This is a genomic window from Flavobacterium xizangense (assembly GCF_054075145.1).
This window is the reverse complement of sequence record NZ_JBSIPG010000008.1, coordinates 43628-57986: the sequence shown is the minus strand read 5'-3', so window position 1 is coordinate 57986 and position 14359 is coordinate 43628. Positions and strand designations below refer to the sequence as shown.

The following is a 14359-nucleotide window of genomic DNA, read 5'->3' as shown; positions in this document are numbered from 1 at the left end:
CCAAAAATCGCAAATAACCTACAGACAGAAACAAAAATGACGAAATTTATAAGAATTTTAATTTTATCAATATTGCTCATTTGTCCAGTTTTAAATGCGCAGATTAAAAAAATTGGTGCTCCTTTTATAATTAATTATAATCCGAAAACTTACAAGGCCGCTTCCGAAAACTGGGATGTTTTGCAGGATTCTAAAGGAATGATGTTTTTTGCTAATCATTTCGGGATTATGCAATTTGATGGCGTTCGTTGGAGCATCGTTACACAACCGGAAAATAGGAGTATGGTTCGCTCGCTTGCCATCGATAAAAAAGATAAAATGTATGTTGGTGCTCAGGGCGATTTTGGTTATGCGATTCAATTGCCAAACGGGCAGTATCAATATACATCTTTAGTAAAATTACTCCCGGAATCAGCTCGGAATTTTGGAGATGTTATACATACCGTTATCCGAAATAACGAAGTGATTTTTTTCTCTTATGAAGAAATTTTTATCTACAACAACAATAAAATCAAGGTTTTAAAGTCTAAAGAAAAATTTGATGATTTCTTCGAAGTCAATAAAGAAATCTATGTTTCGCATAATACCAAAGGTTTATTGAAATTAAAAGACAATAAATTAATTTCGATTACAAATGGAGAGAAGTTTGCCGGAATGAAAATCAGAAAAATCTTTGAAACTCAAAATGGTCTTTTACTTTTTACGCAAAAAAACGGACTTTATACTTTTAAAAATAATCAGTTAAAGCCTTTTTTAACTGAAGCAGATAATGTTTTGAAGCAAAATCAAATTTCTACTGGTATCCAGCTTTCTGATGGGTATTTCGGAATTGGAACCCGACAATCTGGGTTGATAGTTATAGATAGTTCGGGACATTTGATTCAGCATATTGATAAAAAAATGGGACTTCAGAATGATTATGTAACGAATCTTAAGGTTGATAAAGAAGGCAATTTGTGGGTTACACTCAAAGAAGGAATTTCGCAAATTCAGATTTCTTCGCCATTGTCCAGAGTTTTGGATACTTCAAATTCAGAAACCAAAATTTACTGCAGTCAGATTTATCAGAATAAATTATATATAGCCACAGACAATGGTTTATTTTGGATGGATTGGCAGTCTTATAAAAACGGCAAACATCAAAACGCGAACTTTCAACACATTTCTGGAATGTTTGAAAATGTCTGGAATATTAGTGTTTTTGGAAATTCGCTTTTGGCTTTTGAAAAAAATGGAATCTATGAAATTTCCGGTAATTCAGCAAAGTTACTGGCAAAAGTTGATGGTGCGTGGAAAGGAGTTTTAGTTCCTAATCATCTTGATTTATTGCTTGTTGGCGGTTATAACGGAATGTATCTTCTTAAAAAAAAAAATAATTCGTGGGTTTATCAAAATAAAATAAAAGGCTTTGAAGAAAGCAGCCGTGTCATAGAAACAGATAAAAACGGTAATTTTTGGATTGCCCACGGATACAAAGGAATCTATAAAATTCAGTTTAATAAAACATTTGATGCGGTTTCAAAAGTTGAATTCTACAATGATAAAAATGGATTTCCATCGAGTTTGTTTCTGAATACTTTTAAAATTGATAATCAAATTCTTTTTGGAACCACAAAAGGAGTTTACAAACAAGATGCTCATTCGAAGAAAATGATTCCTGAACCTATTTTTAAAAAATATCTAGGTTTAGAAAATCATATTCGATTATTAAAACCCGATAATCAAAATAATATTTGGTACATTTCTGGGGAAAATACTGGGAAAATGACGAAAAAACCAGACGGAAGTTTTGAAGTTGAAGAACTGCCCTTTAGAAAACTTCGTTACTCATATGTTCCTGGTTTTGAGAATATTCAAACGACAACGAGCGGTGATGTATTTTTTGGAACACAAGATGGTTTAATTCATTATAATGCCATTAAAAACAAGAAATACAAAACAAAATACAAAGCGGTAATTTCAGAAGTGAAATGTATTTTTCCCAAAGATAGTTTGATATTTTCAAGCCGTTATGATGTGCTACCGAATAAAACAAAAGAAGCTGGAGAAAAAATCTCACCTATTTTATCGCATTCTAATAACGCATTGCATTTTTCTTTTTCATCTCTTTTTTACGATGAAGCCGATGCTACAAAATACGAATACTGGTTGGAAGGTTTTGAACCCAAATGGTCAGATTACAGTTTACAAAACGAAAAAGAATATACAAACTTACCTGAAAACGAATATGTTTTTCACGTAAGGGCAAAAAACATTTATGATGTGGTAAGCGAAGAAGCGGTTTTTCGATTTGAAATTTTACCGCCGTGGTACAGAACGATCTGGGCTTATATTTTGTATTTTATACTTTATTGTGTTGTCATTTATTTGATTATTAAATATCAAAAATCGGTGGCTGAGCATGATCGTCAGCAATTAATTCTTAATCAGGAAAAAGAATTATTGCGCGCCCGTGCTGAACTTAACGAGCAGAGGTTGAATTTGGAGCAGGAAAATATGGCTATAGTTCGGGAAAATCTCGAAACAACGATCAATCTTAAAAATGCCAAAGTAGCTTCAAATACCGTGAATCTTATTCATTTAAATGAAATTCTACTTTCGATAAAAGAATTGATCGGACAGATGGACAAGAATAACGATCCAAATGTGAACTTTAGTTTATTGACCAAAATAAACAAACTAATCGATCACGAATTGCAGGGCGACAAACATTGGAACGAATTTGAGGAAATATTCAATCAGCTCCATGATAATTTTATGCAGAGAATGAAAACAACTTATCCGGAACTGACTCCTCGCGATATGCGTTTGTGCGCTTATCTGCGAATGAATTTTAATACAAAAGAAATTGCCCCACTTTTAGGAATTTCTGTTCGTGGAGTTGAAGATACCCGATACAGAATTCGAAAAAAATTGCAACTTCCTTCAGATGCAAATATCACTGAATTCATTCTAAATTTTTAGACAATTATTCAAACACCTAGAAACATAGTTTACTTTGTCTATAAAAAAGGCGTTTCAATAGTTTAAGTAAACATAGCTATGTGTGAAAGCGAGCTTTTTTTATAATCTCAAATAAGAAGCAAGAAGAAAATCTATGTTTCTACGTGTTTAAAATTTTTCACACGTTTAAAATCTTTTGCAGCTTTTAAGATTAAGGATAAGTTCCAAAAAATGGAATTTTATCTCGTAAGTAATATCCTAAGTAGTTTTACGCTTTTTTTCTTCATTTTTTTTAAATCACCGTAGTCAAACCGTACTCAAAAATGTAAGTCTAGCCTGATTTATTTGTTAATATTGTCGGATTATTATTAAGATAATGACCTGTTTACTGCAAAATGGGTTTTTATTACGGTAATAAGCTTTACTAACAAAAAACTAAAAAAATGAAACAAAATGACTCTTTTTTCGGCCGACCACCGAAAGACAAATTCTATTATTTTAAACAATTTTTGGTTGTAGCATTATTTGTGTTGCTGCCACTTTTAAAAGTTCAGGCGCAATGCAAAACATTAGTTTGGTCTGATGAATTTAACGGTACTACTGTCGATCTAACCAAATGGCAGAGTATTTCTGGAAATGGCTGCCCTTCGCTTTGCGGATTTGGAAATGCTGAGGCGCAACGCTACGATCCAAATCAGGCGACAATTGTTAAAGAAGGAGCAAACAGTTATTTAAATATTGAGGCTAAATACCAACCAAACGGATCATTTCCTGATCAGCCTTACGCTTCTTCAAAATTAACTACTGAAGGAAAGTATTCCCTTAAATACGGTAGAGTTGAAGCTCGTATGAAGTTATCAAACGGACAAGGTGCATGGCCTGCGTTCTGGATGCTTCCCGTTAACGGAAACTGGCCATACACAGGTGAAATTGATATTATGGAAGCCAAACACAGAAACCCACAATCTGTAGATGGAACAATTCATTATGACGGAAACGGATATCATTTTACAGGAAGAAGTTACAGTTCTCCAACAGATTTGTCTACAGATTTTCACGTTTATGCGGTAGAATGGGGACCAAATTTTATAAAATGGTATGTTGATGATGTTTTATTTCACACCGCAAGTCCAAATACTACTGTAAACGGCGGATGGCCATTTAATGATAGTCAGTTTTATATCATTTTAAATCTTGCTGTAGGTAGCGCAGGAACGCCTTATACAAGTGTAAATGGTGCGGGTGTTGCGCCAATTCCTGGAGATTTTCCGGCAAAATTGCAGGTAGATTACGTTCGTGTTTATGACGGAAGTTATAAATATGGCGTTGCGGGAGATGCAAAAGTGTATCAAAATGAAACTAGCAAAACATATTCTATTAATGCTATTGCAGGTGCAACGTACAACTGGACAGTTCCTTCGGGAGCTACAATTACCGCTGGACAAGGAACTAATGCTGTAACTGTAAATTGGGGAACTGCAGGCGGAGATGTTTCGGTAACGGCAACAACTTCTGGATGTACTGCAAATACTTATAAATTGGCTGTAACGACTGAAGCTGCAATTCCGGTAGAGAAAATTCAGGAAGATTTTCAAACGAACAGAAATGTTGTTTACGGAAATAAAACGGGAGTTTTGACAGAAGCAATTGCAAATCCATCTGCAACTGGAATCAATACTTCGACTTTAGTTGGAAGATATGCTCGTAACTCTTCTGAATTGTATGATGTTTTCAATATCAAAAATATCGTAATCAGCAATGCAAATGATTATGTGTCAGGAAGAAAAAGAATCTCTTTTGATCTTTATACTTCAGCACCGGTTGGAACAAAAATTTCTATGCAGTTAGAAAATAGTAATGTTACTACGGCAACTAATTATCCGTCAGGAAGACATAGCGGTTACAAAGCGACTACAACGGTTCAGAATAAATGGGAAACGATTGAATTTGAATTTGAAAAGATTATCGATCCAAACACAAGTGCTTTGACAATCAATAATGTCGCTTTACTTTTTGAATCGAATTCAAATTCTGGAGCGACATATTATTTTGATAATTTATTGACAAGAGCTACTCCGGAAAAACCAATTGTTGCGACAGATGTATTGCAGAATTACGACGGCATCAATAAAATTATAAAAGGAACTACGACAGGAACTTACACAGTTGTAGCAAATCCGGGTTCAAATTCAGTTAACTCGTCTGCAAATGTGGCGAGATACGTTCGAAATGTAACGGAACAATACGACGTACTTTTCTTTAATACACAAACTTCAATCGAAGATGCTGGTTTATTCAAAAACCAAACCAATAAAATCATGATTGATGTTTATACAACAGCTCCGGTTGGAACAGTTGTAAGTATGAATTTTGAAAATAGTGCGACTTCGCTTCCGGCAAATTATCCAACAGGAAGAAATAGTAATTATGTAGCAATTACAACGAAACAGAATCAATGGGAAACGCTAACATTCTACTACAATTCAAGTCCAGATGCCGGAACTTCGAATTTAGCAATTAACCAAATGGTTCTATTATTCAATTCAGGTTCTTATACGAGTGATACGTATTATATTGATAATATCAGAATTGGCGCAACAAAACTTCCGGATACTTATACGCCTGGAGTAGTTTATGAAGATTATCAAACGGTTCACAATATTACATTTAGAGATGCTATCGGAACTTATACAGCAAACGTAGCAAATCCTAGTGCAACGGGAATCAACACTTCATCAAACGTTGGAAGATACGTTCGTAAATCAACAGAATTGTATGATAACTTCTCATTCAATACCACTTTAACCAATATTGGAGATTTTAAAGCCGGAACTAAAAAATTCGCCATGGATGTATATACATCAGCTCCAGTTGGATCAATTATTTCGTGGCAGGCAGAAAGCAGTGCTTCTGTTCCGTCAAACTATCCTGTTGGAAGGCATAGTATTTATCAGGGAGTTGTAAAACAAACGAATACTTGGCATACAGTGACTTTTACGTATGTAAGTACGCCAGATGCTTCGACCGCAGATAATGAAGTAAACCGTTTTGTTTTCTTATACGAGCCAGGAACAAATTCTGGAAACACCTATTATTTTGATAATCTTAGAGCTTTAAACTTAGTTTCTACAGAAACCCCGGTTGGATTACCTGCTCCGTGGGTTAGTACAGATTTAGGTGCGGTAACGCCTGCGGGTGAAGCGACACATTCTAGCGGAACTTTCACTATTAAAGGTTCAGGAACTGATATTTGGGAAACCAGTGATCAATTTCAATTTGTTAACCAATCCATTACGGGCGATGCTGAAATTATTGCTAAAGTAAATTCGCTTACTAATACAAATACTTATGCAAAAGCTGGAGTTATGTTTCGCGAAACGCTTACACCAACTTCCAAACATGCGATGACCGATGTGACACCAGCTGCAGGAGTTGAGTTTTTATCAAGAAATGCTACGTCAGGAGTAACCGTTGCAGATGTTGCAGCAGGAACGGCTCCAAAATGGGTTCGTGTGGTTCGTTCAGGAAATGTATTTACTTCTTACACTTCTGATAATGGAGCAACTTGGACACAGCTTGGAACTCCAAAAACAATTACTATGGCTAATACCATTTATGTTGGAATGGCGGTTACATCTCACGCGAATGGAACTTTAGGAACAGGAGTTTTCAGCGATGTTATTGTTCGAAATATTACGCCAGATCCGAATGTAAATTTAGCTTTATCAAAAACTGCAACAGCTTCTACAGAAGAAAATCCGACTTTATCAGCAGGTAAAGCTACAGATGGAGACGGAAAAGTTTCAAGATGGGCGAGTTCTTTTGCCAATGCGACAGAATGGATTTATGTTGATTTGGGAAGTAATTATAATTTGAATCGCGTGGTTTTAAAATGGGAAGCAGCTTTTGCAACACAATATAAAGTACAGCTTTCTACAGATAATGTTTTCACAGAAAATGAAACTATCAATACACAAACAGCAAGCGACGGAGGAACAGATGATTTAACCGTAAGCGGAACTGGTAGATATCTTAGAATTTTATGTACAACAAAAGCTTTAGCTCCTTACGGATATTCATTGTATGAAATTGAAGCCTACGGATCTGCTTCTGCCGCTAAAAAAGCGAATGTTATAGTGGACGAAAGTGCGTCTGAAAGTGTTGTTTTTGCCATTTATCCAAATCCGGCAAGCGACTATCTTCAAGTTGCAATTCCGGAAAATTTGGACAACAAAACCATCACGATTTATGACAATTCAGGAACGCTGATTCTTCAGAATAAACCTGAAAAAGAAGCAAGTGAAAGTGTAATTGATTTGAGCAGACTAAGAGAAGGAATTTATATTCTGAATTTCAAATCAGATCAAAAAAGCTGGACTAAAAAGCTAATTAAGAAATAATTAAAAATCAGTTGGGTGTAATGACCCGAAATAGTTACACCCAATTTTTTACACATTTTATTTTCTCATTCTTACTAATTAGAAACAAATTTTTATTAATCAAAAAATCTAAACAATGAGAAATTTTAAGTTACAAAAGAAGTTTTTTTTAGCAGTAATGCTGACATTCCTATCTGTTTTAATGTACGGACAAGGTGCTATTCCTTTTACAATTAGTAATACTTCTACGTTTAATGACAATGAATTATATGTTGCAATTGTGGGAATCGATTATACAACCGGAAACCATGTTTGGGTAAATGCCAAAACAAGTCAGGTTTTACCAATGAGTTCATCTTACAATACTGTTACAGGGCCAACTTATGGCGGAAATACCGGACCGGGACAAAACTCAAAATATGCGGCGTGTTTTACAAAGCTGAGTGAAATTCCAAATAAAACCTTCACATTGCCATTAATTGCAGGTTGCAGGGTTTTTATTTCTAAAGGTTCGCAGTTGTATTTTTACTTTTTTGGTGCAAACGGCGCTCCGTCAGGATATGCTTCGCCAAATCCGCAGAATGCAACAGATCCGAATCAGGGAATTTTATACGAAATGATCGAATTGACTAACAATCAATATGGTTTCTTTGGAAATCCAACACGTGTAGATTCATATAAATATCCAATGGGATTGGAATTATTTGGTACAAATGGTTACCAAAAGAGAGTTGGAGATTTAAAAAAACATGCTGATATCGTTGCTGCTTTTAAAGCCAATGTTCCGGCAGAATTTCAAGGTTGTGTAAACGATGCAACAGGAGAAATTACAGCTCCGTCTAAAACACCAGCATATGCACCAGGAGGACCATACGAAAACTATTTAAAATCTTATATCGACGCGATTTGGAACAAATACAAAAATGAAGATTTAATATTTTATGCCGGAGATGCCGGAGTTTTTAAAGGAAGAGTTATTGGTGAACAACTTGAAATGGTTGGACAGTCTGGAGGTTTTGTTGGCCGTACAGGAAGAGTTCAATACAGACCAAGTACTCAGGAAGCCCTTGAAGGAAAAGGTGTTCTGGACAGAAGATTGGTCGACGGAGATTTAGATCTTGTGATTCAGGCACAATTAACAGCGGCAATTAACCGACATGTTGTAAATGTTACAACAACAAATCCAGGACAACAAAACTGGTACGACGCTTCAAAATATTATCAGGTAAACCCAACAAACCATTATTCTAAATTCTGGCATTTACCGGGAATTAATGTTGATAATCTGGCTTATGGTTTTGCGTATGATGATGTTGCAGATCAATCTCCATCACTTCATTCTCCGCAACCAACAAAAGTAATAGCTTCTTTTGGAGGTTATGCAGGAACAGTTCCTTCTGTGCCAGCTTCGACAGATGTTATTACGGTTTATAAAGATTGTAACTACACAGGTTTTTCTGGCGGATTAACAATTGGAGATTATAACTTGGCTCGTTTAAATACTTTAGGTGTTTTAAATGATGATATTTCTTCGCTTAAAATTACACAAGGTTATCAGGCGATTTTATATCAGGATGATAATTTTACAGGAGCTTCAACCGTAATTAATTCTGATAATTCTTGTCTAAACACAACTTGGAATGACAAAGTAACTTCCATAAGAGTTATTGCAAACGGAACTACAACTTTAGGAAACCAGACTTTCTTTTTACAAAACAGAAACAGCGGTTTATACATGGATGTTTGGAATTCAAGTATGGCAAATGCTGCGGGAATCAATCAAGGAGCATTGACTTCTGGTAATAACCAAAAATTTGTATTCACACATTTAGGTGATGGCTTATATAAAATCATTGCGAATCATAGCGGACAATCTTTAGATATCAACAATTTCAATAAAGCAAACGGAGCACGTTTAGAGCAATATCCATACAATGCGACTACAAATCAACAATTTGTATTGGTTTCAACTGGAGACGGATATTACAAAATTGTTGCAAGACACAGCGGAAGAATTGTTGAGGTTGCCGGAGCAAGTACCGCTTCTGGAGCCATTATTCAGCAATGGGATAACAACAACCAAACTTGCGGACAATGGAAATTAATTCCGGCTACAAGTTCTCAAACTTCAGTTTTAATTCAGGCAGAAGATTATTCAGCAATGAGTGGAATTCAGGTTGAAGCAACTACGGATACTGGCGGAGGTTCAAATGTTGGTTATACAGAAACTGGCGATTGGTTAGCGTATAACAGTATTAATTTCCCAACAACAGGTTCTTATTTAATTGAATACAGAGTGGCAAGTGCAGTTACAGGTGGAAGATTATCTTCTGATTTAAATGCTGGAGCAATTCTTTTAGGAAATGTTGATATTCCAAATACTGGAGGATGGCAAAACTGGCAGACAGTTTCTCAAACGGTAAATGTAAATGCAGGAACCTATAATTTCGGAATCTATATTCAAAATACCGGAATGAACATCAACTGGATTAAAATTACTAAAGTAGGTGCGGGCGCTGCTGCAAAAACAGCTTTAGCGAAAGCTCCAGAAGAAGAAGCTCCAGTTGAAACAGTTTTAAATGTTTATCCAAGCCCGGTTGAAAATACACTTTATGTAACTACAGATCTTTCTGGCGGAAGTGTAAAAATTGTCGATTCACAAACGGGATCTACTGTAACCTCTCAAAAAATAAATAATAACAGTTTTGATGTTTCGCATTTGAAACAAGGAATCTATTTTATTGTTTTTGAAAAAGATGGTAAACAAACGATCAAACGTTTCATAAAAAAATAGTTTTAAAAACCAGATTTCGGGCTTTAGATTCTTAGATAATAATTAGGTAGTGTTAGTTCTACGAAATTAGATTGCATAAACAGTCAAATCTAAAATCTAAAGTCTGAAATCTAAAATCAAAAAAAATACAACTCAATAACCGTCCCAATATTTACGAGTTTATTAATCTATTAAAACAATTATTATGAAAAACAATTACCGAAGAATGCTGCAGAAATGCATGATTATTTTAGTTTTTAGCGTTTTTAACTTAGCTGTAGCTCAGCAGAAAAAAGTTATAGCCTACATTCCAAACTGGATAGACTTGAACGCCTTTTCAAGTACAATTCAGTACAGTAAATTAACGCATATCAATATTGCATTCGAAAATCCTGATGCCAATGGATATTTAACGTTTAATTCCGGAAGCAATGCTATCATCAACGCTGCACATGCGCAAAACATTAAAGTTTTTGTTTCGCTTGGAGGAGGTTCCGTTTCTGAAGGCGGTGCGATTCGCGACAATTATTTTAACCTCATTACGCCAGCAAACCGAACGGCTTTTATTCAAAAACTCTACGATTATGTTGTGGCGCATAATTTTGATGGAATCGACGTAGATTTAGAAGGTCCGGCAATCAATGGTGATTACGGCGGATTTGTTATTGCTTTGGCGAATAAATTGCATGCCAATGGTAAACTGATCTCAGCAGCGCTTTCAGAAGGATATGGTGGTGCTAATGTACCTGCATCTACTTTTGCGGCTTACGACTGGATTAATATCATGGCATACGATGCAACTGGGCCATGGCAGCCCAACAATCCGGGACAGCATTCTCCATACAGTATGGCTGTGAACCAATTTAATTACTGGACAGGAAGAGGTTTACCGGCAAGCAAAGCCATCATCGGATTACCTTTTTACGGATACGGTTTTGGAGCATCTGCAAATCAGGGAATTTCTTATGCTAATATCGTAGCGCAATATCCGGGAGCAGAAAATCAGGATCAGGTTGGAAACACGATTTATTATAACGGAATTCCAACAATTAAAGCAAAAACAACTTTTGCGATTCAAAACGCAGGTGGAGTTATGATTTGGGAATTATCTCAGGACGCAACAGGCTCAAAATCACTATTAACAGCCATCAATCAGGTAATTACAGGAAGTAATCCTTCGGGAACAGGGACTTTAATTCAGGCTGAAAGTTATAATACAATGAGCGGTGTTCAAACAGAAGCTACTACAGATACAGGCGGAGGATTAAACGTAGGTTACTGTGATACAGGAGACTGGATGGCGTATTACAATATTAATTTCCCAACATCTGGCAATTATGTTATTGAATACAGAGTGGCAAGTGCTGTTAACGGAGCTAGAATTTCATCTGATTTAAATGCAGGAACAATTCAGCTTGGCGCTGTTAATATCCCAAATACAGGAGGATGGCAAAACTGGCAAACGGTTTCTCAAACTGTAAATGTAAATGCCGGAACATATAACTTTGGAATATATATTCAAGCTTCAGGAGCCAATATTAACTGGTTTAGAATTACTAAGTCGGCATCAGGTTTAGCTGCAAAATCTGCTGTCCCAACTGCTGAAACTCCTACAGATATTGCAAGTGTTACTATTTACCCAAATCCAACAGAAGATACACTTTTCTTTAGTTCAGAAGTTTCTGGCGCAAATGTAAGTGTTATCAATTCTGAAGGTGGTGCCACAGTTGCATCACAAACAGTAAACAACAACAGTATCAATGTTGCTAATTTAAAAAGCGGAATTTACCTGATCTCATTGGAGAAAGATGGAATCAAAACAGTAAGGCGTTTTATTAAAAAATAATCATAAACCATTCGTCATAATGGTTTTATATACATTAAATTTTAGGTTTTAATGTAAAGGCTGTCATTCCTGACAGCCTTTTTTTGATATTTATTTGTAGTTAAATAATTTTGTATGTAGTCCCTACGGGACTTTTTTCGGCGTATGAAAATCTATTTTGTACCGATATTTAACCTCTAACGAGGTAAACTTACTGCAATTTAGAAAATTCCGTAGGAGTCAATATCGGTAGAAAAGAAATTGACCGTAATATAATTGTCTCGTAGGGACTACACATTTTTTTAACCAATAAAAAATCCCCTAAAAATTATCATTCGATAACAATAACATAAACTCATTTCATCATTAAATCTATAAAATTGCTGCTTATTACTTTTAATAATTTCCCATTTCCCAAAAGCTCAAAACCTATGAATTTAAAATATACTTCCACAATAATTATACTCTTTATACTATTCTTCAATCATACAATTTCAGCCCAAAATCAAAAGAATTTAGACGGTGTACAGGTTGCATTTTTATCAGATGTTCACTTGCAGGATTTGTTCGGGACATTCTCCGATAATGATTTTAAAGGCGTTTTGAATACCAAAACAAAAAAATACACGTTAATAAGAACGATGGCCTCGCAGTTGCATTCGACGAGAATTTTCAATGAAAATTATTTTGCCTTCATCGCCGCTCTTGAAGATATTGCAAAAAGAAAGATAAAATACGTTGCGCTTCCGGGCGATTACACCGATGACGGTCAGCCAATTCACGTAAGAGGATTACAGAAAATTTTAGATCAGTACCAAAAAAAATATGGTATTGAGTTTTTTATAACCACTGGAAATCATGATCCGGTTGGACCATTTGCTCAGGAATCGGGTAAAGAAGATTTTTTAGGAAAAGAAGGAAAAAGCCAACCCATTTTTAGCAAAGACGGCATGTATAAGCCAAACATGAATATCGAACAGCCAGTTGTCATAACAGCCGATATTGCTAAAATGGGTTATTTTGGCATTACAGATGATCTAAAAAACTTCGGTTTTTATCCGAATAAAAAATATAAGTTTTGGTCGACTCCTTTCACCAATTACACTTCTCAAAATTACGATTTCAAAAAAGCTGTTGAAGCTTCAAAACTTACTAATAGAGTGTATAATGTTGCGCCTGGATTTGAAGTTCCAGATGTAAGTTATGTCGTTGAACCAATCGACGGACTTTGGTTGATGGCAATTGACGGAAATGTTTATATTCCGAAGAAAAACGGAGAAAATCCAAAAGACTCCAAAAGTTATTCAGAAGCGAGGACAGGTTATAATAATGTGCTTTCAAATAAAAAGCATCTTATTAAATGGGTTCAGGACATTTCGGCGGAAGCCAAACTTCGAGGTAAAACTTTGATTGCTTTCAGTCATTTTCCGATGATTGATTTTAATGATGACGCTTCCGCGGAAATTAAAGAATTATTGGGTCCGAATAAATGGCAATTAAACCGAGTTCCTGTTGAAGAAGTAGCGCAGGTTTTTGCCGATGCTGGATTAAAAATCCATTTTGGTGGCCATATGCATATCAACGATACGGGATTACGCACGACTGCAAAAGGCAATACTTTGGTAAATATTCAAACACCATCGCTTGCGGCTTATATTCCAGCTTACAAATTATTGACGATTCAGAAAGATAATCTTGTCGATATTCAGACGATCACGATTGATAATGTTCCGAGATTTGATGAACTTTTTGATTTGTACAAAATGGAATATCAGTTTTTAGAAAGTCAAAACACAAAGGACATTTGGAATAAAGCTATTTTAGAAACCAAAACTTACCACGAGTTTACTGATTTTCATTTGAAGGAATTAGTACGTCTTCGTTTTCTTAAGGACGATTGGCCTTCTGCTTTCAAAGATTTTATTCTGAATGTTTCGGCTCAGGATTTATTGGTTTTGGCGAATATAAAATCAGATAAAGATTTTGATTTTATTCTGAAAAACGGATCTCAATTTCAGAAAGAATGGACTGAAGCTGAAACAAAATCGGTACAAATTCTAGCTCAAAATAATCTAAAAAAAGAAGATTTCAATTGGACGGGAAATGATCTTTTAATTGACTTTTACCGTTTTAGAAGTGCTGATGAATTAGCTTTAGCCGATGTTGGGTTGGAAAGAGCAAAACAATATAAAGTGTTGTCAAAATTGTTTCTGCAAAATGCAGTTGCTTCAAATGATACAACTCTTCAAAAGCAAATGAAATTATTCCTGATTATCTTCAATAAATTCATGCATGAAGTTCCAGCCGATCATTTTACAGTTGATTTGAAAAGTGGTGAAATTAGAAGTCTAAAGTAATTTAAACGCAATCCCGATAGCTATTGGGAGCTAAGGTTTACGCAAAGTTCGCAAAGTTTTCTTTTAATCTCGCAAAATTTAA

General features: G+C 35.4%; 5 protein-coding genes. All 5 read left to right on the top strand.

Annotated features, from left to right (window positions below):
• The first annotated feature begins 36 nt into the window (after positions 1–36).
• The gene (locus ACWA1B_RS16940) at positions 37–2964 is read left to right on the top strand and encodes a triple tyrosine motif-containing protein (RefSeq protein WP_456908899.1); all 2928 of its coding nucleotides are present in this window, start codon (positions 37–39) and stop codon (positions 2962–2964) included.
• Between the two features lie 422 nt (positions 2965–3386).
• Positions 3387–7343, top strand: coding sequence for a family 16 glycosylhydrolase (locus tag ACWA1B_RS16935; RefSeq protein ID WP_456908897.1), 3957 nt, complete (start codon positions 3387–3389; stop codon positions 7341–7343).
• Positions 7344–7458: 115 nt separating this feature from the next.
• Entirely contained in the window at positions 7459–10116 is a 2658-nt protein-coding gene (locus ACWA1B_RS16930; protein ID WP_456908895.1) for a beta-1,3-glucanase family protein, read from the top strand.
• A gap of 184 nt (positions 10117–10300) precedes the next feature.
• Positions 10301–11941: a glycosyl hydrolase family 18 protein gene (locus ACWA1B_RS16925; RefSeq protein ID WP_456908893.1), complete on the top strand. Its 1641-nt coding sequence runs from the start codon at positions 10301–10303 to the stop codon at positions 11939–11941.
• Between the two features lie 410 nt (positions 11942–12351).
• Entirely contained in the window at positions 12352–14277 is a 1926-nt protein-coding gene (locus ACWA1B_RS16920; protein WP_456908891.1) for a metallophosphoesterase, read from the top strand.
• Positions 14278–14359 lie beyond the last annotated feature (82 nt).

Bases quoted from the DNA above. Each gene is read 5' to 3' on its own strand.
- ACWA1B_RS16940 (WP_456908899.1), top strand. From the start codon at position 37: ATGACGAAATTTATAAGAATTTTAATTTTATCAATATTGCTCATTTGT.
- ACWA1B_RS16935 (WP_456908897.1), top strand. From the start codon at position 3,387: ATGAAACAAAATGACTCTTTTTTCGGCCGACCACCGAAAGACAAATTC.
- ACWA1B_RS16930 (WP_456908895.1), top strand. From the start codon at position 7,459: ATGAGAAATTTTAAGTTACAAAAGAAGTTTTTTTTAGCAGTAATGCTG.
- ACWA1B_RS16925 (WP_456908893.1), top strand. From the start codon at position 10,301: ATGAAAAACAATTACCGAAGAATGCTGCAGAAATGCATGATTATTTTA.
- ACWA1B_RS16920 (WP_456908891.1), top strand. From the start codon at position 12,352: ATGAATTTAAAATATACTTCCACAATAATTATACTCTTTATACTATTC.